The sequence below is a fragment of the Streptomyces sp. NPDC002825 genome (assembly GCF_040295385.1).
Taxonomy (GTDB): Bacteria; Actinomycetota; Actinomycetes; order Streptomycetales; family Streptomycetaceae; genus Streptomyces.
This window is the reverse complement of record NZ_JBEOVH010000022.1, coordinates 76,370-98,632: the sequence shown is the minus strand read 5'-3', so window position 1 is coordinate 98,632 and position 22,263 is coordinate 76,370. Positions and strand designations below refer to the sequence as shown.

Genomic DNA, 22,263 nt, shown 5'->3' with positions numbered 1-22,263 from the left:
TGACGTGAGTGCGGGTCCTCAGCTAGGAGATTCGGGGCGTAGACATGCCATCGAGGCTAACGGCGTCGGCCTCCGGACGCACCGGAATTTCGCCCGGCCGCGCGTCAGGAGTCGGGAAAGGCCAGGTCGAGACCGCGCACCCGGTCCTCCCCGCTGGTGAGCGAGAGGGCGACGATCCGGTCCCGCCGGAGGGTCGCCGCGAGCGCCGAGACCGGACGGCCGGCGGCGAACCCGACCGCGCCGACGGCCCCGTCGACCAGCGCCGGCCGGGACACGTCCGCGCCGCGCGCGAAGGCGACGGCCGTCTCGGCGACCGCGGCGACCCCGTGCACCGGGCCGCCCTCGGAGTACGCGACGACGTCGGGGTCCAGCACGGCCACCAGTCGGCGGACATCACGCGCGCGTACGGCCGCGAGGAACCGGTCCACCACCGCCCGCTGCCGTCCTTGCTCGCCCTCGGTGCGGGCCGCCCCGCCGCCCCGGATCCGCTCGCGCGCCCGCCGGGCCAGCCGCGCCGCCCCCTCGGGCGACCCGCCGACGATCCGCGCGGTCTCGTCCGCCGGCAGCCCGAACGCGTCGTGCAGCACATAGGCGAGCCGCTCCTCGCTCCCGAGCCTCTCCAGCATCACCAGCAACGCCAGCCACAGGGAGTCGATCTCGCCGAGGCAGTCGGCCCCACCCGCCTCGGGCACCTCACTGAAATTCCCGGCGCCACCGCCCCCGCGCTTTTGAAGCCTTCGCAGGGCGGCCTGCCCCACGGCCGCCGTCAGCCACGCGCGCACCGTCGCACCGTCGTCCTGCCGGAGCCCCGCCCGAGCCGCCGCGAGCGCCTCCGCGGCGTCCGCCCCCGACCCCGTGATCCGCAGGGCGACGGCCCGCAACTGTTCCTCGTGAGCGTCGAACCGCCCGGCCAGGGCGGTCAGAAACGTGTCGTCGTGCATGGCGCCTCACTCCTCGTCGGTTCCGTCACCGCGTTGACGAGAGGACCCCCGCGGATGTGACAGCGCCCACCCCGAAGCCCGGGATCAGCCCCGTACGAGCTCCCGCGCCACGCTCCGCTTCGCCTCGGCGAGCTCCGCGTCGATCTCCGCGGCCCTCGCCGCGTCCAGGACGATCAGGGCCCCGCCCGGGGCGCCCCGCGTCAGCCGCCGGTGCCGCAGATGGGTGGGCGGGTGCGTCGAGTCCACTTGGTGACCGCGCCGCTCGGCGACCCGGCGCAGCCGCTCGTACTCGCGCTCGGGGACCGACGCGGCATGCGCGGCGAGACGCTCCCACAGGCCCTCGGACGGATCGTCGCGGCGCGCCGCGCCACCGATCCGGGTCCGGGCCGCCACGCACTCCCGGCGCAGCTCGCCGACGACGCTCCCGGTGACGAGGAGCCGGTCCATCAGCCCGGCCGCGGCCTCCGCGCCCGCTGCCCGGGCCGCGGTGGAGTCGGCGAGGTACTCGGCGCGCTGCGACTGGCGCAGGGTCAGATGCTCCAGGACGACGAGGACACCCCCGACGAGCAGTCGGGGCAGGGCGGTCACCAGGTTCACGAAGTGCTCCATCAGACCGTGCGCGGGCTGCGGGGCCAGGGTGTAGCGCCAGGTGCCGAGCGACTGGAACGCGCCGCCGACGAGCAGCGAGTGGCGGGTGTCCCCGTGGGCGTAGTGTCCGAACTCGTGGCCGAGGAGGGCGATCCGCTCCTGCGGGGGCAGGGTCTCCCAGAGGGCGAGGCCGATGCGGAGCACGCGGTGCTGGCGGATGCCGTACGTGCTGACCGAGGCGTTGGCGTCGCAGTCGATCACCACGGTCCGCACGCCCGTCGTGCCGACGGCCCCGGCGACCTCGTCGAGCAGGGCGAAGAGCCGGGGCGCGTCGCCCCGCCGCAGGACCGGCCGGTGGTCCTCCTCTTTCGGGAGGCGGCCGAACCGGGGCCGGAGCACGATGGCGAGGCCGATCAGAAGACCCCCGACCACGGGCAGGCCGCCGTGCCCTCGGACGAGCAGCCAGAGGCCGCCGGCGAGCAGGGCGACGGTCACGCCGTGGACCGCCAGCGCGATCGCCGTGGCGAACCCGCCGGCCACCCCGAGCCGGGTCCGCGGCCTGGGGCGGTCCGCCGCCGCGCCGGGCGCGGCCCCGTCGTCCGGGTCCGCGAGGTCGGCGAGCAGCTGCTCCCCGTACCGCTGCGCGAGCCGCCGCCGTATACGGTCGATCCGCCCCGGCGGCTCCTCGTCCCGCGTCTCGGGGTCGACGTTCCAGTCGCACGCGGCGCACCAGGTGACGTACCGCCCGCCTTCGTCCACGGGCGCCCCGCACTCGGGGCAGGTTCTCTCCGCCGTCCGGACCGTGTCCGCCGTCTCCGTCATTCCGTACTCCCCACCCCGGCGTTCCGCCCTCGGCCCGCCCCGTTCGTTTCGGGGAGACAGTAGCGGGCCCCGCCGACCCCTCTGATCAGCGGAAAGGCCGGTTCGACACAAAGGTGTCGAACCGGCCTTCCGTGGCTGGGGTGCCGTGCGTCAGTCCGTGCCGAACTCCATCGCGGCGCGGTCCAGCATCTCCTCCTCGCCGGAGACCTCGCCGCGGGAGGCGATGGCCTCGGCGCCGCCCTCGGGCATCTGCGGCATGGTGCCGATCAGCCCGGTCGCGGCCGCCTGGGCGGCACCGATGGCGGGGCTGCCGGTGCCGATCAGGCCGAGGCCGGCGTACTGCTCCAGCTTGGCGCGCGAGTCGGCGATGTCGAGGTTGCGCATGGTGAGCTGGCCGATCCGGTCCACCGGGCCGAAGGCCGAGTCCTCGGTGCGCTCCATGGACAGCTTGTCCGGGTGGTAGCTGAACGCCGGGCCCGTGGTGTCGAGGATCGAGTAGTCCTCGCCGCGCCGCAGCCGCAGCGTGACCTCGCCGGTGACGGCCGCGCCGACCCAGCGCTGCAGCGACTCGCGGACCATGAGGGCCTGCGGGTCCAGCCACCGGCCCTCGTACATGAGCCGGCCGAGGCGGCGGCCCTCGTTGTGGTACTGGGCGAGGGTGTCCTCGTTGTGGATCGCGTTGACCAGGCGCTCGTACGCGGCGTGCAGCAGCGCCATGCCCGGAGCCTCGTAGATGCCGCGGCTCTTGGCCTCGATGATCCGGTTCTCGATCTGGTCGGACATGCCCATGCCGTGGCGGCCGCCGATGGCGTTGGCCTCCATGACCAGGTCGACGGCGGAGTGGAACTCCTTGCCGTTGATCGAGACGGGCCGGCCCTGCTCGAAGCCGATCGTGACGTCCTCGGTGGGGATCTCGACCGACGGGTCCCAGAACTTGACGCCCATGATCGGGTCGACGGTCTCGACGCCCGTGTCCAGGTGCTCGAGCGTCTTGGCCTCGTGGGTGGCGCCCCAGATGTTGGCGTCGGTGGAGTACGCCTTCTCGGTGCTGTCCCGGTAGGGGAGGTCGTGGGCGAGGAGCCACTCCGACATCTCCTTGCGGCCGCCGAGCTCGGTCACGAAGTCCGCGTCCAGCCAGGGCTTGTAGATCCGCAGGTGCGGGTTGGCGAGCAGGCCGTAGCGGTAGAACCGCTCGATGTCGTTGCCCTTGAAGGTCGAGCCGTCGCCCCAGATCTGGACGTTGTCCTCGAGCATCGCCCGCACCAGGAGGGTGCCGGTGACGGCGCGGCCGAGCGGGGTGGTGTTGAAGTAGGCACGGCCGCCCGAACGGATGTGGAACGCGCCGCAGGTGAGCGCGGCCAGGCCTTCCTCGACCAGCGCGGCGCGGCAGTCGACCAGGCGCGCGATCTCGGCACCGTAGGTCTTCGCGCGGCCGGGCACCGAGGCGATGTCGGGCTCGTCGTACTGGCCGATGTCGGCGGTGTAGGTGCAGGGGATGGCGCCCTTGTCGCGCATCCATGCGACGGCGACGGACGTGTCGAGGCCGCCGGAGAAGGCGATGCCGACGCGCTCGCCGGCGGGCAGGGAGGTGAGGACCTTGGACATGGGAAGAGTATGCATCATCTCGCATGGTCATGCAAAGGCTGCTCTGTCCGAGGCTCCCAGTGGTTCCCCCGGTGTCGCGACCGGTGGCCTGCCTGCGGAGCCGCTCCGGCCCGCCCGCTCAGGCGCCCAGGTCGGGAACGCCCACCCGGTCGAGCAGCGCCCGCATCTCCGTGACCGGCAGCGCGGGGTTGCAGGCCGCGGCCGCGCCCACGTCCGGATCGTCCAACAGTTCCACCAGCCGGGCCACCGGAAGCCGCCGGTCGAGGCCCGCCCTCTCCCGCACCCGCGCCTCCGGATCCCGGCTCAGCCGCTCGACGAGCGCGGGAGTCGCCGCCGGATCACGCAGGGCCAGCGCGCGGGCCTCCGGATCCGGCGCGTCCGCGAACCGCGCCGCGAGCCCCTCCGCCGGGAACCGCGGCCGGGACGCCAGCATGCCGACGGCCCGGTGGGTGCCGTTCAGGTACAGGTCGAGCAGCAGCTCCGGCGGCGCCAGCGGGTGGTACTCGGCCAGCAGCAGCCGTACGGCGAAGTCCTCGTCCCCCGCCAGCAGCTCCACGCAGTCCTCCGGCAGCCCCCTGCACACCGCGGCGCTCCGCCGCAGCCAGGTGTGCGCCGACCTCGCGCAGCGGCGCAGGACGTCCGGGTCCTCGCGCGCGTCCCACACCCACCGCAGGGTGTCGAGCCGGTCCTCGGGGGCGACCTCCCAGTCGATCGCGGCCCTTTCCTCCTCCGACAGCTCGGGGCGGGCGGAGACGGCGAGCCGCACCGCGGGGTCCTCGTGGGAGGCGAGCCCCGCCGCCAGATCGGCGGGAAAGGTCGGGTTCCGTACGAGCTGCGCGAGCCGCGTCCCCTCGGCGAGCAGGCGTCCGGCGAGGGCTCGCCCCAGTCGGCCGCGCTCCATCACCTCCCCGAGACGCCAGCTCTGGTCCAGCGTCTCGACGAGCTCGGCCGTGCGCTCCTCGTCCTCGTGCATGACCTGCAGGGACGCGGCGGTGCGCACCGCCGGGTCGGGGTCCGCGAGGAGTGCGGCGCGCGTGTCGTCGGTGAGCTCGCTCCAGACCCGGCGGCAGGCGGCCAGCCGGAACATCGGGTCCTCATGACCGGCGAGCGGCACCAGGACGTGCGCCGGCACGCTGGCCGATTCCACGGTCTCGTGCCGGACGGTGCCGCGCTCGTGGTTCAGCAGCCGCTCGTACGCCCGATCGGGCAGGGGTGGCACCTGGGTGCGGTAGAGGGTCGGGCCGACGGCGACCAGGATCGCGTCCGACGCGGCACCGTCGAGGAGCCGGGCGCGCAGTTCGGGGTCGGCCGCGCCGCTCTCGGCGAGCCGGGCCCGCACCCTGCGCTCGGGGTGGTGGAGCATGGCCTCGGCGACGCTGTCGGGCAGCGACGTGCGCCAGGCCAGCCGCCGCGCGATCCACTCGTCGCCGCCGTCCAGTGCGAGAAGCCGCAGCAGGACGTCGGCCGGAGCCGCCGGGTTGCTCGCGAGCCCGTCCACCGCGTGATGTGCCGCCGCCATGGGATCCCCCGTCCACCGTTCCCCGTACGTCCGTCAGGAGCGTACGTCTGGACGGCGCGGCCCAGGACGGCCCTCCGCCCGGCACGCCCCACCCGGCACAGCCCTCCGCCCAGGCACGCCCCCACGCTCCACCCCCGGAACGGCCTGCCGTCCCGTACGCCCCACCCCCGGAACGGCCTGCCGTCCCGTACGCCCCCCCCCGGAACGGCCCGCCGTCTAGTACGCCCCGCCCCGGAACATCAGACTGCCGTGGTGGCGCGGCCGGTCGCCCCGTTCGTGGGCCGCGTCGGAGCGGTCAGCGGGGGCCGAGAGTCCGGCGAGGGTCCGGAGGGTCGCCAGGCCGGCCAGGACCTCGTCGCGGTGGTTCGCGGACTTCATCCAGGCCGGCAGCCGGGCGAACATCCCCAGCGTCGGGGAGGCGTGGCGGATGCGGAGCCGGGCCCCCGCGTATGCCGCGAGCGCGTCGACGTGCTCCTCGTCGTAGGCCCAGAGGATCCGGCCCGCGCAGCGGGTCTGAAGCCAGAGCGGCCGGCGGAAGAAGGGGTCCTCGGTGCCGCCGGGCACCACTCCGACCAGAGCGCGGCCCCTTTGTTCGGCGGTCCATTCGGCGACCGCGCCGCAGCCGCCGCAGGTGAGGCGGCGTGGCTCGAAGAGCGGATTCCCCGGAGCCGGCAGGTCGGGCCGGGGCGTGACGAGCGCGCGGCCACCGCACCTCGGGCAGACGACGAGCACTCTTCGGGTGAATCCGGCGAGCCAGATGCCGTGGTCGTGGTGACGGGCCGGTCCGGGACGTACGGGCTCGGAACGCATGGGGGACACCCTGTCAGGGTCGTGCCGCGCCGGGCGACCGGATATGTGGTGCGCTGAAAGGTGGACCCTCGGCCGCCGGGACCAGGTCGTTGCATAAAAGTTCGGCGAGACGTATAGTCATGCCATCCATGAGGAGGGTTTCGATGACGGTACGAGTAGCAGTGGCGGGTGCGAGCGGATACGCGGGCGGAGAGCTCCTGCGTCTCCTCGTCGCCCACCCCCACGTGGAGATCGGGACACTGACCGGCCACTCCAACGCCGGCCAGCGACTCGGGGCCCTCCAGCCCCACCTGCTCCCGCTCGCCGACCGCGTCCTCGCGCCCACCACCGCCGAGGAGCTCGCCGGACACGACGTGGTCTTCCTCGCGCTGCCGCACGGCCAGTCCGCCGCGGTCGCCGAGCAGCTCGGGCCCGACGTCCTCGTCATCGACATGGGTGCCGACTTCCGTCTCAAGGACCCGGCCGACTGGGAGACGTACTACGGCTCCCCGCACGCCGGCACCTGGCCCTACGGCCTCCCCGAACTGCCCGGCGCCCGCGCCGCCCTGGAGGGGTCCAAGCGCGTCGCGGTCCCCGGCTGCTACCCGACCGCCGTCTCGCTCGCGCTCTTCCCGGCGTACGCGGAGGGGCTCGCCGAGCCCGAGGCCGTGATCGTCGCCGCCTCCGGCACCTCCGGCGCGGGCAAGGCCGCCAAGCCGCACCTGCTCGGCAGCGAGGTCATGGGCAACATGTCCCCGTACGGCGTCGGAGGCGGCCACCGCCACACGCCCGAGATGATCCAGAACCTCAGCGGACCGGCGGGGGAGCGGGTCACCGTCTCCTTCACGCCCACCCTGGCGCCGATGCCCCGCGGCATCCTCGCCACCTGCACGGCCACCGCGAAGCCCGGCGTCACCGCCGAGACCGTACGGGCCGCGTACGAGAAGGCCTACGCGGACGAGCCCTTCGTCCACCTGCTGCCCGAGGGGCAGTGGCCGGCCACGTCGTCCGTCTACGGTTCCAACGCCGTTCAGGTGCAGGTCGCGTACGACGCCAACGCGAACCGGATCATCGCCATCAGCGCCATCGACAACCTCACCAAGGGCACCGCCGGCGGCGCGGTGCAGAGCATGAACATCGCCCTCGGGCTTCCCGAGGCCACCGGACTTTCCACGATTGGAGTCGCTCCATGAGCGTCACCGCAGCGAAGGGATTCACGGCAGCGGGCATCGCCGCCGGGATCAAGGCGAACGGCAACCCGGACCTGGCCCTCGTGGTCAACACCGGGCCCCGCCGCGCCGCCGCGGGAGTCTTCACCTCCAACCGCGTCAAGGCCGCCCCCGTCCTCTGGTCCCAGCAGGTCCTCGCCGACGGCGAGCTGACCGCGGTCGTCCTCAACTCGGGCGGCGCCAACGCCTGCACCGGCCCGCAGGGCTTCCAGGACACCCACGCCACCGCCGAGAAGGTCGCCGACGTCCTCGGCATCGGCGCTGGCGAGGTCGCCGTCGCCTCCACCGGCCTCATCGGCGTCCTGCTCCCCATGGACAAGCTGCTCCCCGGCGTCGAGAAGGCCGCCGCCGAACTCTCCGAGCACGGCGGCGAGAAGGCGGCCATCGCCATCAAGACCACCGACACCGTCCACAAGACCTCCGTGGTCACCAAGGACGGCTGGACGGTCGGCGGCATGGCCAAGGGCGCGGGCATGCTCGCCCCCGGCCTCGCCACCATGCTCGTCGTCCTCACCACCGACGCCGACGTCGACGCCAAGGGCCTCGACGCCGCCCTGCGGACCGCCACCCGGCTCACCTTCGACCGGGTCGACTCCGACGGCTGCATGTCCACCAACGACACGGTCCTCCTCCTCGCCTCCGGCGCCGCCGGCGTCACCCCCGGGCAGGACGAGTTCGCCGAGGCCGTACGGACCGTCTGCGACGACCTCGCCCGCCAGCTCATCGGCGACGCCGAGGGCGCCAGCAAGGACATCCGCATCGAGGTGATCAACGCCGCGACCGAGGACGACGCCGTCGAGGTGGGCCGCTCCATCGCCCGCAACAACCTCCTCAAGTGCGCCATCCACGGCGAGGACCCCAACTGGGGCCGGGTGCTCTCCGCCATCGGCACCACGAAGGCCGCCTTCGAGCCCGACCGGCTCAACGTCGCCATCAACGGCGTCTGGGTCTGCAAGAGCGGCTCCGTCGGCGAGGACCGCGACCTGGTCGACATGCGCTACCGGGAGGTCACGATCACCGCCGACCTCGCGGCCGGCGCGGAGTCCGCCGTCATCTGGGCGAACGACCTCACCGCCGACTACGTCCACGAGAACAGCGCGTACTCGTCATGACCCACACCGCGCGGAAGCACACCGCCCTCCCGAAGGCCCAGATCCTCATCGAGGCACTGCCCTGGCTCACCCGCCACCACGGCAAGACCGTCGTCATCAAGTTCGGCGGCAACGCCATGATCGACGACGACCTCAAGGCCGCCTTCGCCCAGGACATCGTCTTCCTGCACCACGCCGGCCTCAAGCCGGTCGTCGTGCACGGCGGCGGCCCCCAGATCAACGCCGCCCTCGACCAGGCCGGCCTGGTCAGCGAGTTCAAGGCGGGCCTGCGGGTCACCACCCCCGAGGCGATGGACGTCGTCCGGATGGTGCTCGCGGGCCAGGTCCAGCGCGAACTCGTCGGCCTGCTCAACCAGCACGGCCCGCTCGCCGTCGGTCTCACCGGCGAGGACGCCCACACCATGACCGCCACCAAGCACCAGCCGGTGATCAACGGCGAGTCGATCGACATCGGCCGCGTCGGCGAGATCACCGCCATCGACACCGGCGCCATCGAAGCGCTCCTGGAGGACGGCCGGATCCCGGTCATCTCCTCCATCGCCCGCTCCCAGGACGACGGACATGTCTACAACGTCAATGCTGATACGGCGGCTGCGGCACTCGCTGCGGCGCTGGGTGCCGAGACCCTGATGGTCCTCACCGACGTCGAGGGCCTCTACGAGGACTGGCCGAACAGCGACGAGGTCATCAGCAGGCTCACCGCGAGCCAGCTGGAGAAGCTGCTGCCCGAGCTCTCCAGCGGCATGGTCCCCAAGATGGAGGGCTGCCTGCACGCCGTACGGAACGGGGTCACCACGGCCCGCGTCATCGACGGCCGGGTCCCGCACTCGATCCTGCTGGAGATCTTCACCGACGAGGGCATCGGCACGATGGTCGTGCCGGACGGACAGGGGGACCGATGACCGGCAACACCGAGCTGACCCAGCGGTGGCAGGGATCGCTCATGAACAACTACGGCACCCCCCGGCTGCCGCTCGTCCGCGGTGAGGGCGCCAAGGTCTGGGACGCCGACGGCAAGCAGTACCTGGACTTCGTCGGCGGCATCGCCGTCAACGCCCTCGGCCACGCCCACCCGGCCGTCGTCGAGGCCGTGTCCCGGCAGATCGCCTCCCTCGGCCACGTCTCCAACCTCTTCGTCGCCGAACCGCCCGTCGCCCTCGCCGAGCGGCTCCTCGGCCTCTTCGGCCGCCCCGGCAAGGTCTTCTTCTGCAACTCAGGCGCCGAGGCCAACGAGGCCGCGTTCAAGATCGGCCGGCTCACCGGCCGCTCCCACATGGTCGCCACCGACGGCGGCTTCCACGGCCGGACCATGGGCTCCCTCGCGCTCACCGGCCAGCCCGGCAAGCAGACCCCGTTCCTGCCGCTCCCCGGCGACGTCACGCACGTGCCGTACGGGGACGTGGAGGCGTTGCGGGCCGCGGTCACCGAGGACACCGCCTTCGTCATCATCGAGCCCATCCAGGGCGAGAACGGCGTCGTCGTGCCGCCCGCCGGCTACCTCAAGGCCGCCCGGGAGATCACCCGCGCCACCGGCACCCTCCTCGTCCTCGACGAGGTGCAGACCGGCATCGGCCGGTGCGGCCACTGGTTCGAGCACCAGGCCCACGAGGGCGTCGAGCCCGACGTCGTGACCCTCGCCAAGGGCCTCGGCGGCGGCCTCCCGCTCGGCGCGACCGTCGCCTTCGGGGAGGCCGCGGAGCTCTTCGCGCCCGGCCACCACGGCACCACCTTCGGCGGCAACCCGGTCGCCTGCGCCGCCGGACTCGCCGTCCTGGACACCCTCGGCGCCGACGCGGCCCTCGACCACGTGAAGTCGGTGGGGGAGCGGCTGCGCCAGGGAATCGAGGGTCTGGGCCACCCGCTGGTCTCCCACGTCCGTGGTGCGGGCCTCCTGCTGGGTATCGTGCTCACCGGGCCCCTCGCACCCCAGGTGCAGCAGGCGGCCCAGGACGCGGGCCTCCTGGTGAACGCGCCCGCACCCGACGTCGTACGGATCATGCCTCCGCTGGTCCTCACCGACGCCGAGGCGGACGCCTTCCTCCGGGCGCTGCCCGGCGTCCTGGACGAGGCGAACGGGCAAGGACGAACCGGAGAATGAGACGACGATGACCGACGCGCAGGAGAACGTGCACTGGGGGTCCCCCCAGGCGGAGCCTGGGGGAGGGCCGTCCGTTCCGCAGACCCGCACCGCACGCCACCGCAGGATCGTCGACATCCTCAACCGGCAGCCGGTGCGCTCGCAGAGCCAGCTCGCCAAGCTGCTCGCGGACGACGGACTGAGCGTCACCCAGGCGACGCTCAGCCGCGACCTCGACGAGCTCGGCGCGGTGAAGATCCGCAACACGGGCGGCGAGCTGATCTACGCCGTGCCCAGCGAGGGCGGTTTCCGCACCCCGCAGGCGCCGCTCGGCGAGTCCGCGAAGGAGGAGCGCATGCGGCGCCTCTCCGGCGAACTGCTGATCTCCGCCGAGGCCTCGGCCAACCTGGTGGTGCTGAGGACCCCGCCGGGCGCCGCCCAGTTCCTCGCGTCGGCCATCGACCAGGCCGAACTCCACGCCATCCTCGGCACGATCGCGGGTGACGACACGCTGCTGCTCATCAGCCGCGACCCGGTCGGCGGGCAGGCGCTCGCCGACCACCTCCTGAAGCTGGCCCAGAAGTAGTCCTGGGACTCAGTACCGTGTGATCGCCGTCGGACCGCCCCGCGTTCCGACGGCGATGTGCGGCCGGCGCGCGGGATCCGCCCAGGCGAGGACCGCGCGCATCGTGCCGGCCGGCACGGAGACGCAACCGGCGGTCGCCCCGCGCCCGTTGACGTGCAGGAAGATCCCGGCTCCGCGCCCGCGTACCGGACGCTCGTAGTTGAAGCCGATGACGAGCGCGTACGCGTACTGCGTACCGTACGAGGCGAGATGCTCGGCCTCCTCCGCCCGGCAGTCCCGGGGTAGCCCCTCGACCCAGCGGTTGTACGCGCGGGAGGCGTTGTCCTGGCACCACCAGGAGCGCTCGGTGACGCGGGCGTACGGGAAGCGGGTCCCGGCCGGCCTGTCCCGCACCCCGAAGGCGTACGGCAGCCGGTAGAGGCCGGTGGGCGTCGTGTTCGTGCCCTGGCGGCGCGATCCGCCCTCGGCGAGCCCGTTCGCCCCGAACCGGGCGGGCGCCGAGCCGGCCACGACCCAACGCCCTCCCCGCCGGTCCCACCAGGTCAGCGTGCCCGTGGTGGAGTCCGTGTCCGGGGCCTCGGCCGTGATCAGCTGGGAACCCCCGCCGGTGTCGGCCATCCGCTCGGGCAGCGGTACGGGCGCGGGTGCGGGCGCGGAGCCGAGGGAGAGCAGGGCGGCGCCGAGGACGAGCAGAGTACGCATGCCCGCGACGCTAGGGCCGTCCAGACGCCCCCGCCCGTCGTGAAGGGCTATTCGGCGGGCAGCGGCGGCAGCGGGAGCGGCAGCGCGGGCAGCCCGTCGAGGCTGCTGGCGATGTGCTCCTTGCGCGCGCAGTACGCGTTGAACTCCTCGTCCGTCTTCCGGTTGAAGTACTCGGCGTGCAGGGTCCGGTCCTCCCGGTACTCCATGAGCGGGACGGCGTACCCGCAGGCGTCGCTGACCCGCCGCGCGTGCACGAGGACGATCGCCCGGGCACTGCCCTGCCCCTCGACGGCCTCGGCGGGGAACCGCGCGAACAGCTCGGCCCACCGCGGATCGTCCCGCAGCACGGCCTCGCCGGTCCCGTGCACCCGCACGACGGTCGGCGGCCCGGAGAACGCGGTCCACATCAGGGTGATCCGCCCGTTCCCCGGCTCCCGCAGATGCACGATCGTCTCGGCGCCGCTGCCACCGAAGTCGACGTATGCCAGGGTCAGTTCGTCGAGCACGACGAGCGTGCCCTTGCGGCCCTTGGGGGAGAGGTTGACGTGCCCGTCGCCGGCCAGGGGAGCAGTGGCGGTGAAGAACACCGGCTGCTCCTCGATGAAGGCCCGAAGCCGCCCGTCGATACGCTCATACGTTTTTCCCATGGCCCGATTCTTCTCCTCGCGGGCGCCCGGCGCAGCAGCGTCTCGCCGACCGGAAGGCACCCGGCACGGGGTGCGTCAGTTCCGGAGCAGCGCCCGCGAGTTGGCGCGCAGCTTCGGCTCGGCGTCGTCGATCAGCGACCAGGCGACCTCCCGCAACTCCGGACCACCGTGCGCCACCAGCAGCCGGAACGCCGCCACGCGCACGTGCCGGGGCCGCTGCGTCCCGAGCCGGTCCGACAGCTCCTCCCTCGGCAGCCGATCGGTCCACGGTACGAGGGCGGTCGCCGTCTCCCGTACGACCCCGGGCGCGGGGTCGTCGAGCAGCGGCACCAGGCGCGCCCAGTCCGTCGCGTCCAGTACGCGCAGCCCGGCCACGGCGTGGGCGCGCACGCCCGGGTGCGGGTGCTCCGTGAGATCCCACAGCAGGGCGGCGTCCTCGCCCGCGCCGCACTCGGCGAGACCGAGCGGCGCGGCCGGCGGCACCGCCGTCCCCGCGCACAGGTCCCGGTAGACCGGGGCGACGTCGACGCCGTGCTGCCGCAGCACGTACCGCGCGCAGGCCCGCACCAGGCCCGACCGGTCCGCCAGGTACGCCTCGGCCTCCCCGGGCCGCCCGGCCCGGCGCAGCGCCGTCACCCCCGCGGCGCGCACCCGGGAGTGGCGGGAGCGCAGGAGCGGGAGCAGTACCCCGTCCCCGCTCTCGGGGCCGACTCCGGCGACCGCACCGTCCGCGCAGACGTCCTGGACCACCACGTCCGGGTCGGCGGCCGCGGCCGAGGCGAACCGCGCGGGGGAGAGGTGCCGGCGCTCGACCGCGATCCGGTGCGCGAGGCGCCGGGTCGCCCGGTCCGGGCCGACGAGGACGGCGTCGAGGACGGGTCCCGGGCACTCCCGGAGGGCCGCTTCGAGCAGGGTCAGGGCGGCGTCCCCGCGCCGGCGCGCCGCCGTCCGCAGGACGACGGCGGCCAGGACGACGACGGCGTCGGGCGCGACACCCGGGAGCGCGGCCCGCAGCAGGTCGCGGGCCGGCTCGCGCACCGGCTCCGCCCAGTCCGCGCAGCGGATCGCCACGAGGGGCAGCAGCGGCCCCAGAGCCGGCGCGGGAAGTCGGGCCGCGCGGCGCAGCGCCGCCTCGCGTATCCGGCCGTCGGGGTGGCAGAGCGCGAGGGCGAGTGCACGCTCGTCGGGTTCGCGGCGTGTGAGGTGCAGGGTGGGCGGCGGCGCGTTCCACGACCAGGTGAGGCGGCGGCCGGTCGCCCAGGCGAGGTCCGGCAGCGCGGACGGGCGGATGCGGGCGAGCTCCCGCACGGCGCGGTCGAGACCCGTCCAGGCGGAGGCGTCCGAGGTGTCGATCGCCGAGGCGAGCGCCGTTCCCCGGGCCAGTCGGGCGGCTGCGGCGGTGTCGCTGTCTTCCATGGGCGGAGCGTAGGGACAGGGTGTACGCAGACGCCTCCGGTTTTCGTCGCCCACGGACCGAAGGCGTGCGCACCGAGGACCGCGATTGACAAAACATACGGCCATCCGCATAGTTATGCCTATCAACGTCGACCTAGCGTCATCCGCCCACGTTCGATCGAGGAGCAGCAGTGAGCAGCAACAACGGTGACGTCCGGCTCTGGGGCGGACGGTTCGCCGACGGCCCCGCCGAGGCCCTGGCGAAGCTCTCCGCTTCGGTCCACTTCGACTGGCGGCTCGCGCCGTACGACATCGCCGGCTCCCGTGCCCACGCGCGCGTGCTGCACAAGGCCGGCCTGCTCACCGAGGACGAGCTGACCCGTATGCTCGCCGGGCTCGACCAGCTGGAGGCGGACGTCGCCGACGGCTCCTTCGTCGGCACCATCGCCGACGAGGACGTCCACACCGCCCTGGAGCGGGGCCTCCTGGAGCGCCTCGGCGCCGAGCTCGGCGGCAAGCTGCGCGCCGGCCGGTCCCGGAACGACCAGGTAGCCACCCTCTTCCGGATGTACCTGCGCGACCACGCCCGGATCATCGGCGGCCTCATCGCCGACCTCCAGGACGCCCTCGTCGGCCTCGCCGAGGCCCACCCGGACGTCGCCATGCCCGGTCGTACGCACCTCCAGCACGCCCAGCCGGTGCTCTTCGCCCACCACGTCCTCGCCCACGCCCAGGCGCTCTCCCGGGACGCCGAGCGGCTGCGCCAGTGGGACACCCGGACGGCCGTCTCGCCGTACGGCTCAGGCGCCCTCGCCGGCTCCTCCCTCGGGCTCGACCCGGAGGCGGTCGCGAAGGACCTCGGCTTCGAGCGGGGCTCGGCCGGCAACTCGATCGACGGCACGGCCTCCCGCGACTTCGTCGCCGAGTTCGCCTTCATCACGGCGATGATCGGCGTCAACCTCTCCCGGATCGCCGAGGAGATCATCATCTGGAACACGAAGGAGTTCTCCTTCGTGACCCTGCACGACGCCTTCTCCACCGGCTCGTCGATCATGCCGCAGAAGAAGAACCCGGACATCGCCGAGCTGGCCCGTGGCAAGTCCGGCCGCCTCATCGGCAACCTCTCCGGCCTGATGGCCACCCTGAAGGCCCTCCCGCTCGCCTACAACCGGGACCTCCAGGAGGACAAGGAGCCGGTCTTCGACTCCTGCGACCAGCTGGAGATCCTGCTTCCGGCCTTCACCGGCATGATGGCCACCCTCACCGTCAACCGGGAGCGCATGGAGGAACTGGCCCCGGCCGGCTTCTCCCTCGCCACCGACATCGCCGAGTGGCTGGTCAAGCAGGGCGTGCCGTTCCGGGTGGCGCACGAGGTCGCCGGCGAGTGCGTGAAGGTCGCCGAGTCCGAGGGCAAGGAGCTGGACGAGCTCACGGACGAGCAGTTCGGCAAGATCTCCGAGCACCTCACCCCCGAGGTCCGCACCGTCCTCAACGTCCCCGGCGCCCTCGCCTCCCGCAACGGCCGCGGCGGCACCGCCCCCTCGGCGGTCGCCACCCAGCTCGTCGAGGTCAAGGCGGACCTGGTGATCCAGCACGCCTGGGCCGAGGCCAAGAAGTAGCCCTCAGCACGTCACAGCGCCGCCGCCCACTCCGCGAGCGCGTCGAAGTCCGGCCGGGTCAGCCCGATCCGCGGGTCGACGTGCAGCAACAGGGCGGCGGCGAGGTGCTTCTGCTCCACGTACTCGTGGTCGTACGACGTGATGTCGTCGTCGACCCATGCGAACGGCCGCCCCGCCGCGTACTCCAGGATGTACTGGGTCTTCCAGAAGGTCCCGCGCGGGGCGGCCCCGTGCATCTTCGGCCAGTCGACGAACGGCAGTTCGGGCAGCCCGAGGTGTGGCCCGATCCACTCGTTCGCCTCGGCCTTCCAGGTCGTCGCCCACACCAGCTCGTACGCCTCCGCCAGCGCGAGCAGCTCGCTCCCGTGGTCCGGGTTGAGCCACACCCGCAGCGGCTTCGTCTCGAACCAGCCGCCCGGACGCATCCGGTGCGTCGCGTACCCCTCCGGACGCCGCTCGCGCTGCGCCGCGTACGGATTCAGCGGCCCGTCGACGTCGATCAGCAGTAGCGGCTTCGTCATCACCACAGCATTCCGTTCCCGCCTCCCGTGAGGCGTCGATTTATCGAATGAGACACCGATGTCTCATCGGGTGTATGGTTGTCTCATGTCAGTCGATCGCACCCAGGTGCTCCGCGCCGCCGCCGCCCTGCTCACCCGCAAGGCGACCGCCACCATGGACGAGGTCGCCAGGGCCGCCGGGATCGGGCGGGCCACGCTGCACCGCCACTTCGCCGGGCGGGACGCGCTGGTGCGGGCGCTCGAGGAGCTCGGGCTGCAGGAGCTGGAGGCGGCCCACGACCGGGCCCGCACCGAGGAGGGGCCCGCCGACGAGGCCGTACGCCGGCTCGTGGCCGAGGTCGAACCCGTCGCGCCGCTGCTCTCGTTCCTCGTCACCGAGAACCAGCTCTTCGAGGGCGACCAGCAGAACGAAGGCTGGGAACGCCTCGACGCCCGGGTCTCCGCCCTCTTCCGGCGCGGCCAGGAACAGGGCGTCTTCCGCATCGACCTGACCCCCGCCTGGCTCACCGAGGCCCTCTACGGGCTCATCGGTTCCGGCGCCTGGGCCGTGCAGGACGGCCGGGTCGCCGCCAAGGACTTCCAGTACATGATCGTCGAGCTGCTGCTCGGCGGAGCGCGCAGGAGCGTGGAGAAGTGACCATCAGCGGCATCAGGACCGAGAGCCATACCGAGGGCGCGCACCGTCCCGGCCGGTGGCTCGCCCTCTCCGTGCTCGTCCTGGCCGTCCTCCTCGTGGCGGTCGACGCCACGGTGCTCGGCCTCGCCACCCCCTTCCTCTCCGAGGACCTCAAGCCCACCGGCAGCCAGCTGCTCTGGATCGGCGACGTCTACTCCTTCGTCATCGCCGGACTCCTGGTCTCCATGGGCAGCCTCGGCGACCGCATCGGCCGCAAGAAGCTCCTGCTGATCGGGGCCACCGCCTTCGGCGCCCTCTCGGTCCTGAACGCCTACGCGAGCAGCCCCGAGATGATGATCGTCGCCCGCGCCCTCCTCGGCGTCGCCGGCGCGACCCTGATGCCCTCGACCCTGGCGCTCATCCGGAACCTCTTCCACGACCCCCGCGAGCGCAGCCTCGCCATCGGCATCTGGGGCGCCATGGCCTCGGCCGGCGCCGCCGTCGGACCCGTCGTCGGCGGGTTCCTCCTGGAGCACTTCTGGTGGGGCTCGGTCTTCCTCATCAACCTGCCCGTCATGGCCGTCCTCGTCCTCGTCGGCATCAAGCTGATCCCCGAGTCGAAGAACCCCAACCACGGCCCCTGGGACCTCCCCAGCGTCGCCCTCTCCCTCGTCGGCGTCATCGGAGTCGTGTACGCCGTCAAGGAACTGGCCTCCCACGGCCTCTCCCTGGACGCCGGCATGGCCGCCCTCCTCGGCGTCGCCGCCCTCACCTGGTTCGTCCGCAGGCAGCTGACCCTGCCCGCGCCGCTCCTGGACATGCGGCTCTTCCGCCACCGCGGCTTCTCCGGCGCCGTCCTCGCCGACCTGCTGACCATCCTCGGCCTCTCCGGCCTGGTGTTCTTCCTGTCCCAGTTCTTCCAGCTGGTCCAGGGCCGCCAGCCCCTGGAGGCCGGACTCGCCGAACTGCCCGCCGCGATCGGCGCCGTGACGGCCGGTCTGGTCGCCGGCGTCGTGGCCCGCCGCTTCTCCGTACGCTCCGTGGTGGCCGGCGGTCTCGCCGCGGTCGGCCTCTCCCTCGCCGTCCTGACGACCCTCGACCAGCACACCGGCTACGCGCTGCTCGGCGCCAGCCTCCTCGTCGTCGGCGTGGGCGCGGGCTTCGCCTTCACCGTGACCGCGGACGTGATCCTCTCCAGCGTCCCGAAGGAGCAGGCCGGTTCCGCCTCCGCCGTCTCCGAGACCGCGTACGAACTGGGCGCCGCGCTCGGCATCGCCGTCCTCGGCTCCATCGTGACCGGCGTCTACCGCGGCTTCGCCACCCCGGCCGGTGTCCCCTCGGACGTCGCGTCGGCCGCCCACGAGTCCCTCGGCGGCGCGGTCGAGGCCGCCGGCGGCCTCGACCCGCAGGCGGCGACCGCCCTGGTGGCCTCCGCCCAGGAGGCCTTCGTCGACGGCCTGCGGATCGCCGCGGGCGTCGGCGCGGCGGTCCTCCTCGCGACGGCGGTCGCGGCCTGGTTCCTCCTCAGGGGCCAGAAGCTGGAGAAGTAGGAACACGAGGGCGGCGCCCTGTCCAGGACGCCGCCCTCGAGTACCGCCGAACCGAAGCGGAGCGCCTACGCCGCCTTCGCCTTGGTGGCGTACATGTCCACGTACTCCTGCCCGGAGAGCCGCATGACCTCGGCCATCACCGAGTCCGTCACCGCGCGCAGCACATAGCGGTCGCGGTCCATCCCGTCGTACCGCGAGAACTCCATCGCCTCGCCGAAGCGGACCGTCACCCGGCCCGGGCGCGGGAAGCCCGCCCCGCCCGGCTGGATCTTGTCGGTGCCGATCATCGCGAACGGCACCACCGGCGCCCCCGTCATCAGGGTCAGCCGCGCGATGCCCGTACGGCCCCGGTAGAGCCGGCCGTCGGGGGAGCGGGTGCCCTCGGGGTAGATCGAGAAGATCCTGCCCTCCTCCAGGACGCGACGGCCCGTCATCAGCGCCGCCACACCACCGCGGCCGCCGTCCCGGTCCACCGGGATCATGCCGACGCTGGTGAAGAACCAGGCCATCGCGCGGCCCTTGAGGCCCTTGCCCGTCACGTACTCGTCCTTGCCGATGAAGTAGACCGGACGGTCCAGGCAGATCGGCATGATCATCGAGTCGATGAAGGTCAGGTGGTTGCCGGCGAGGATCACGGGACCCGTCCCGGGGATGTTCTCGGCGCCCTCCACGCGGGGGCGGAACATCAGGCGCATGACCGGCCCGAGCACTGCCTTGATGATCGCATGACGGGACAACGGTTCCTCCGGTGGGACGCGGGTCGGTCGAGTTGTCGAGACGACGGTTGCAGCTGGCGACGATACTCGCGGGTCACCCTCACGCGCACATCGGGTTCACCGAGTGGATACGCAGTGTTGACGCGTGTTTCCGCCATGTTCGGCCGAGGTCTGCCGCCCGTAGGGGCCCGCTGCCTAGCGTCGGGGACAACAGTTGACAGGTGCGGGACATCACACCGCGGCTCACACAGGAGGATCCTCATGACCCAGGGCGAACGCCGGACCCCGGCACGGCGGACGGTTCTCGGAGCGGCGGGCGCCACCGTCCTCGGCGCCTCCGCGGCCCTCGCGGCCACCGGCACCGCGCAGGCCGCCGCCCCGGACGGCACGCCCGGCCGCGGCCACGGCTACCGCTCCCTCCCCGTCCCCACCGTCATCGGCCACCGGGGCGCCAGCGGCTACCGCCCCGAGCACACCCTCGGCTCCTACCGCCACGCCCTCGACCTCGGCGCCCACGTCGTCGAGCAGGACCTCGTGCCCACCCGCGACGGCCACCTGGTCTGCCGTCACGAGAACGACATCACCGGCACCACCGACGTCGCCGACCACCCCGAGTTCGCCTCCCGCAAGACCACCAAGACCGTCGACGGCACCGCCCTCACCGGCTGGTTCACCGAGGACTTCACGCTCGCCGAGCTCAAGACCCTGCGGGCCAAGGAGCGCATCCCCGGCACCCGCCAGGAGAACACCCTCTACGACGGCCGCTGGACGGTCCCCACCTTCGAGGAGGTCCTGGAGTGGGCCGAGGAGGAGGGCCGCCGCCGGGGCCGCGAGATCTGGCTCCACGTCGAGACCAAGCACCCCAGCTACTTCCGCTCCCTCGGCCTCGGCCTGGAGGAGCGCCTCGCGAAGCTGCTGCGCCGGTACGGACGCCACCGCGCGAACTCCCCGGTCTTCCTCCAGTCCTTCGAGCCCAGCAGCATCCAGCGGCTGGCGAAGCTGGTGGACGCCCCGGGCGTCGTCCTGCTCTCCGGCGCGAGCAGCCGCCCCTGGGACTTCGTCGAAGCCGGGGACCCGCGCACGGTCGCCGACCTGGTCACGCCCGAGGGCCTGCGCTGGATCGCCTCGTACGCGCAGGGCATCGGCCCCACGCTCGACCTGGTCATCCCGAAGGACGCGAGCGGCCGGCTCGGCACGCCGACCACCCTGGTCCGCGACGCGCACGCCGCGGGGCTGATCCTCCACCCGTACACGCACCGCAACGAGAACGCGTTCCTGCCCGCGGACTTCCGCAAGGGCACGGACCCGACGGCGTACGGCGACGCCTTCGGAGCCCTCAAGCGCTATCTGGAGACGGGGATCGACGGCATCTTCTCCGACAACCCGGACACCGCCCTGCTCGCCGCCGCGGACCTTGCCGTCGACGCCTGACCTGGCCCGGCTACCCCGGCTGACCCGGCCGGCCCGACGGGGGCCGTGCCGGCGAACAGGCCCGGACCTGAGGGGCCGTACCGACGAACAGACCAGGACGGAAGGGGTCGTACGGGCGAACACCGCCGGACCGAAGGGGCCGTACGGCCGCACCGCCGGACCGTACGACCCCCTCCCGGGTGGTTTACGCCCCGTACCGCAACCACGCCCGCGCACCCCGGCATCGTGCCGGTCATGACCTCCCCCGAGACCCTTCCCGAAGCGCTCCCCGAGTCCCTCTCCGAGACCCGCCCCGACGCGCTCCCCGAGGCCACCCCCGCCCCGGAAGCGCACGCCCCCGGTCTCCTCGCCGCCCTCGCCCCGCTGCTCTCCGCCGAGTCCGACGCCGAGGCACCGGCCGCCGGCGTCGACCCGGGCGACCTCGAACAGGCCGTCTGGCTCCGCCTCCTGGAGCAGCTCCAGGAGACCGGGACCGTCCCCGAGCGGCCCGCCGAATGGCTGCGGCGCGCCGTCCGCGCCGAGGCCCGCCGGGCCCGCAGGACCCACGACCGCGAACGCCCCTACCGGGACGAACCCGTCCACGAACCGGGCGGCGCCGAGCCCCACGGCTCCCCGGAACACTCCCTGCTCGTCGCCGAGGGGCGCCGCACCCTGCGCGCCGCCGTCACCAGGACGCCCGGCCGCTGCCCGAAGGTGCTGACCGCGATGCTCGACCCGGAGGACCCCACCTACCGGGAAATCGCAGGAGAGTTGGGTATCTCACAGGGCAGTCTGGGGCCGATGCGTTCCCGTTGCCTGGGATGCCTGCGCAGAATGCTGGCTGCAGAGGTTCCTGCCCCCGGCCGACGGGGAAGGGTGCGGTAAACCGATGATCGACCAGATGAGCGGGAGGCGTGCACACATGGGCCTGAGTGTGACCATCTCAGCAGCGGAACCGCACGACGCGGAGCACATCCTGAAGCTGCAGTACCTCTGCTACCAGAGCGAGGCGGAGCTGTACGGGGACTGGTCCATCGAACCGCTCACCCAGTCGCTCGACGCCCTGCGCGCCGAACTCGACGAGGGGTACGGGCTCGTGGCCCGGCTCGGTGACGAGGTCGTCGCCTCCGTGCGGGCCCGTATCGACGAGGACGGCACGGTACGGATCGCCAAGCTCATCGTCCACCCGCGCATGCAGCGGCACGGCCTCGGCGGCCGCCTCCTCGACGGCATCGAGCGGCACTTCGCCTCCGAGGCCGAGGCGACGGCGTCGGCCAAGCGCTTCCAGCTCTTCACCGGCCACCGCAGCGAGGGCAACCTCCGCCTCTACCGCAGCAAGGGGTACGCGCAGGTCGGCACCCGCGAGCTGGGCCCGAGGCTCACCCTGGTGACCCTGGAGAAGGCCGCCTAGGCGGCCTTGGCCGCCCGCCGCAGCCACCAGATCCCGGTCAGCGGCAGCAGCACCGGAATGAAGACGTAGCCGTATCCGAAGTCCGACCAGACGGTCGCGTCCGGGAAGGCGGACGGCTCCACCAGCGTCCAGGTGCCCACGATCAGCACGCCCGCGAGCTCGGCGGCGCAGCACACCAGCGCCGCCCTGCGGGCCTTCTCCCCACCGCGTACCAGCGTGTACGTGATGAAGACGTAGACGACCGCAGCCACCGCCGACAGGCTGTATGCGAGCGGCGCGCGGTCGAACTCGGTGGCGATCTGGTAGATCGAGCGCGAGACCGCGCCGACCGACATCACGCCGTACAGCCAGACGAGCAGCATGCCCGGGCCCTTGACCAGACGGGTCGTTCCCTCGGTCACGGTCATG

General features: G+C 73.0%; 22 protein-coding genes. 11 read left to right on the top strand and 11 right to left on the bottom strand.

The window, feature by feature from the left end; all coding sequences use genetic code 11:
• Positions 1–104: 104 nt before the first annotated feature.
• From ABT041_RS25735 to ABT041_RS25715, 5 genes are all read right to left on the bottom strand, one after another.
• Positions 105–941: a sigma factor-like helix-turn-helix DNA-binding protein gene (locus tag ABT041_RS25735; protein WP_351188240.1), complete on the bottom strand. Its 837-nt coding sequence runs from the start codon at positions 939–941 to the stop codon at positions 105–107.
• An 84-nt stretch (positions 942–1,025) separates the two neighbouring features.
• Entirely contained in the window at positions 1,026–2,351 is a 1,326-nt protein-coding gene (locus ABT041_RS25730) for a M48 family metallopeptidase (RefSeq protein ID WP_351188238.1), read from the bottom strand.
• 150 nt (positions 2,352–2,501) lie between these two features.
• On the bottom strand, positions 2,502–3,956 hold the full coding sequence (gene argG / locus ABT041_RS25725; protein WP_351188236.1) for an argininosuccinate synthase: 1,455 nt from the start codon (positions 3,954–3,956) through the stop codon (positions 2,502–2,504).
• Positions 3,957–4,074: 118 nt separating this feature from the next.
• Entirely contained in the window at positions 4,075–5,475 is a 1,401-nt protein-coding gene (locus tag ABT041_RS25720; RefSeq protein WP_351188234.1) for a hypothetical protein, read from the bottom strand.
• 216 nt (positions 5,476–5,691) lie between these two features.
• Positions 5,692–6,285 (bottom strand): hypothetical protein, encoded by a 594-nt coding sequence (locus ABT041_RS25715; RefSeq protein ID WP_351188232.1) that lies wholly within the window; start codon positions 6,283–6,285, stop codon positions 5,692–5,694.
• 143 nt (positions 6,286–6,428) lie between these two features.
• On the opposite strand from ABT041_RS25715, the gene argC reads away from it, so the two are divergent.
• From argC to ABT041_RS25690, 5 genes are read left to right on the top strand one after another with little or no spacing between them, the layout of a single operon-like run.
• On the top strand, positions 6,429–7,457 hold the full coding sequence (gene argC / locus ABT041_RS25710) for an N-acetyl-gamma-glutamyl-phosphate reductase (RefSeq protein ID WP_351188230.1): 1,029 nt from the start codon (positions 6,429–6,431) through the stop codon (positions 7,455–7,457).
• Positions 7,454–8,605, top strand: a complete 1,152-nt coding sequence (gene argJ / locus ABT041_RS25705; RefSeq protein ID WP_351188228.1) for a bifunctional glutamate N-acetyltransferase/amino-acid acetyltransferase ArgJ — start codon at positions 7,454–7,456, stop codon at positions 8,603–8,605. The genes argC and argJ overlap by 4 nt, the downstream gene beginning before the upstream one ends.
• Positions 8,602–9,507, top strand: a complete 906-nt coding sequence (argB, locus tag ABT041_RS25700) for an acetylglutamate kinase (RefSeq protein WP_351188226.1) — start codon at positions 8,602–8,604, stop codon at positions 9,505–9,507. Before argJ ends, argB begins: the two co-directional genes overlap by 4 nt.
• Positions 9,504–10,703, top strand: coding sequence for an acetylornithine transaminase (locus tag ABT041_RS25695; protein WP_351188224.1), 1,200 nt, complete (start codon positions 9,504–9,506; stop codon positions 10,701–10,703). The genes argB and ABT041_RS25695 overlap by 4 nt, the downstream gene beginning before the upstream one ends.
• Before the next feature lie 7 nt (positions 10,704–10,710).
• Entirely contained in the window at positions 10,711–11,268 is a 558-nt protein-coding gene (locus ABT041_RS25690) for an arginine repressor (RefSeq protein WP_351188222.1), read from the top strand.
• A gap of 9 nt (positions 11,269–11,277) precedes the next feature.
• Here the strand turns inward: ABT041_RS25690 and ABT041_RS25685 are convergent, their stop codons facing one another.
• The 3 genes from ABT041_RS25685 to ABT041_RS25675 all read right to left on the bottom strand — a co-directional run bounded on the left by ABT041_RS25685 (position 11,278) and on the right by ABT041_RS25675 (position 14,033).
• A complete protein-coding gene (locus ABT041_RS25685; RefSeq protein ID WP_351188220.1) occupies positions 11,278–11,970 on the bottom strand; it encodes a L,D-transpeptidase family protein in 693 nt (230 codons plus the stop codon).
• Between the two features lie 47 nt (positions 11,971–12,017).
• Complete coding sequence (locus ABT041_RS25680; protein ID WP_351188218.1) at positions 12,018–12,617, bottom strand: pyridoxamine 5'-phosphate oxidase family protein; 600 nt, start codon at positions 12,615–12,617, stop codon at positions 12,018–12,020.
• 75 nt (positions 12,618–12,692) lie between these two features.
• Positions 12,693–14,033 carry a HEAT repeat domain-containing protein gene (locus tag ABT041_RS25675; RefSeq protein ID WP_351188216.1) on the bottom strand — a complete coding sequence of 447 codons (1,341 nt, stop codon included), beginning with the start codon at positions 14,031–14,033 and terminating at the stop codon, positions 12,693–12,695.
• 170 nt (positions 14,034–14,203) lie between these two features.
• Between ABT041_RS25675 and argH the strand changes: the two genes are divergently transcribed.
• Positions 14,204–15,631, top strand: coding sequence for an argininosuccinate lyase (argH, locus tag ABT041_RS25670; protein ID WP_351188215.1), 1,428 nt, complete (start codon positions 14,204–14,206; stop codon positions 15,629–15,631).
• An 11-nt stretch (positions 15,632–15,642) separates the two neighbouring features.
• On the opposite strand, the gene ABT041_RS25665 is transcribed toward argH, so the two are convergent.
• Entirely contained in the window at positions 15,643–16,152 is a 510-nt protein-coding gene (locus ABT041_RS25665; RefSeq protein ID WP_351188213.1) for an HAD domain-containing protein, read from the bottom strand.
• An 85-nt stretch (positions 16,153–16,237) separates the two neighbouring features.
• On the opposite strand from ABT041_RS25665, the gene ABT041_RS25660 reads away from it, so the two are divergent.
• Positions 16,238–16,789, top strand: coding sequence for a TetR/AcrR family transcriptional regulator (locus ABT041_RS25660; protein ID WP_351188211.1), 552 nt, complete (start codon positions 16,238–16,240; stop codon positions 16,787–16,789).
• A gap of 2 nt (positions 16,790–16,791) precedes the next feature.
• A complete protein-coding gene (locus ABT041_RS25655) occupies positions 16,792–18,318 on the top strand; it encodes an MFS transporter (protein WP_502976592.1) in 1,527 nt (508 codons plus the stop codon).
• Positions 18,319–18,383: 65 nt separating this feature from the next.
• On the opposite strand, the gene ABT041_RS25650 is transcribed toward ABT041_RS25655, so the two are convergent.
• Positions 18,384–19,055 (bottom strand): lysophospholipid acyltransferase family protein, encoded by a 672-nt coding sequence (locus ABT041_RS25650; protein ID WP_351188207.1) that lies wholly within the window; start codon positions 19,053–19,055, stop codon positions 18,384–18,386.
• Positions 19,056–19,295: 240 nt separating this feature from the next.
• Between ABT041_RS25650 and ABT041_RS25645 the strand changes: the two genes are divergently transcribed.
• The 3 genes from ABT041_RS25645 to ABT041_RS25635 all read left to right on the top strand — a co-directional run bounded on the left by ABT041_RS25645 (position 19,296) and on the right by ABT041_RS25635 (position 21,855).
• On the top strand, positions 19,296–20,465 hold the full coding sequence (locus ABT041_RS25645) for a glycerophosphodiester phosphodiesterase (RefSeq protein WP_351188205.1): 1,170 nt from the start codon (positions 19,296–19,298) through the stop codon (positions 20,463–20,465).
• A gap of 234 nt (positions 20,466–20,699) precedes the next feature.
• Positions 20,700–21,329 carry a sigma-70 RNA polymerase sigma factor region 4 domain-containing protein gene (locus ABT041_RS25640; RefSeq protein ID WP_351188204.1) on the top strand — a complete coding sequence of 210 codons (630 nt, stop codon included), beginning with the start codon at positions 20,700–20,702 and terminating at the stop codon, positions 21,327–21,329.
• Between the two features lie 37 nt (positions 21,330–21,366).
• On the top strand, positions 21,367–21,855 hold the full coding sequence (locus ABT041_RS25635) for a GNAT family N-acetyltransferase (protein ID WP_351188202.1): 489 nt from the start codon (positions 21,367–21,369) through the stop codon (positions 21,853–21,855).
• Here ABT041_RS25635 and ABT041_RS25630 read toward each other — a convergent pair.
• On the bottom strand, positions 21,852–22,262 hold the full coding sequence (locus ABT041_RS25630) for a hypothetical protein (protein WP_351188200.1): 411 nt from the start codon (positions 22,260–22,262) through the stop codon (positions 21,852–21,854). The two genes, ABT041_RS25635 and ABT041_RS25630, sit on opposite strands and share 4 nt — an antisense overlap.
• Between the last annotated feature and the right edge of the window lies 1 nt (position 22,263).

Coding starts and splice junctions, on each gene's coding strand:
- argG (WP_351188236.1), bottom strand. CDS start 3,956: ATGTCCAAGGTCCTCACCTCCCTGCCCGCCGGCGAGCGCGTCGGCATC.
- ABT041_RS25695 (WP_351188224.1), top strand. CDS start 9,504: ATGACCGGCAACACCGAGCTGACCCAGCGGTGGCAGGGATCGCTCATG.
- ABT041_RS25680 (WP_351188218.1), bottom strand. CDS start 12,617: ATGGGAAAAACGTATGAGCGTATCGACGGGCGGCTTCGGGCCTTCATC.
- ABT041_RS25730 (WP_351188238.1), bottom strand. CDS start 2,351: ATGACGGAGACGGCGGACACGGTCCGGACGGCGGAGAGAACCTGCCCC.
- ABT041_RS25685 (WP_351188220.1), bottom strand. CDS start 11,970: ATGCGTACTCTGCTCGTCCTCGGCGCCGCCCTGCTCTCCCTCGGCTCC.
- ABT041_RS25640 (WP_351188204.1), top strand. CDS start 20,700: ATGACCTCCCCCGAGACCCTTCCCGAAGCGCTCCCCGAGTCCCTCTCC.
- ABT041_RS25675 (WP_351188216.1), bottom strand. CDS start 14,033: ATGGAAGACAGCGACACCGCCGCAGCCGCCCGACTGGCCCGGGGAACG.
- ABT041_RS25665 (WP_351188213.1), bottom strand. CDS start 16,152: ATGACGAAGCCGCTACTGCTGATCGACGTCGACGGGCCGCTGAATCCG.
- ABT041_RS25660 (WP_351188211.1), top strand. CDS start 16,238: ATGTCAGTCGATCGCACCCAGGTGCTCCGCGCCGCCGCCGCCCTGCTC.
- argJ (WP_351188228.1), top strand. CDS start 7,454: ATGAGCGTCACCGCAGCGAAGGGATTCACGGCAGCGGGCATCGCCGCC.
- ABT041_RS25630 (WP_351188200.1), bottom strand. CDS start 22,262: ATGACCGTGACCGAGGGAACGACCCGTCTGGTCAAGGGCCCGGGCATG.
- ABT041_RS25690 (WP_351188222.1), top strand. CDS start 10,711: ATGACCGACGCGCAGGAGAACGTGCACTGGGGGTCCCCCCAGGCGGAG.
- argC (WP_351188230.1), top strand. CDS start 6,429: ATGACGGTACGAGTAGCAGTGGCGGGTGCGAGCGGATACGCGGGCGGA.
- argB (WP_351188226.1), top strand. CDS start 8,602: ATGACCCACACCGCGCGGAAGCACACCGCCCTCCCGAAGGCCCAGATC.
- ABT041_RS25645 (WP_351188205.1), top strand. CDS start 19,296: ATGACCCAGGGCGAACGCCGGACCCCGGCACGGCGGACGGTTCTCGGA.
- ABT041_RS25635 (WP_351188202.1), top strand. CDS start 21,367: ATGGGCCTGAGTGTGACCATCTCAGCAGCGGAACCGCACGACGCGGAG.
- ABT041_RS25720 (WP_351188234.1), bottom strand. CDS start 5,475: ATGGCGGCGGCACATCACGCGGTGGACGGGCTCGCGAGCAACCCGGCG.
- ABT041_RS25715 (WP_351188232.1), bottom strand. CDS start 6,285: ATGCGTTCCGAGCCCGTACGTCCCGGACCGGCCCGTCACCACGACCAC.
- ABT041_RS25735 (WP_351188240.1), bottom strand. CDS start 941: ATGCACGACGACACGTTTCTGACCGCCCTGGCCGGGCGGTTCGACGCT.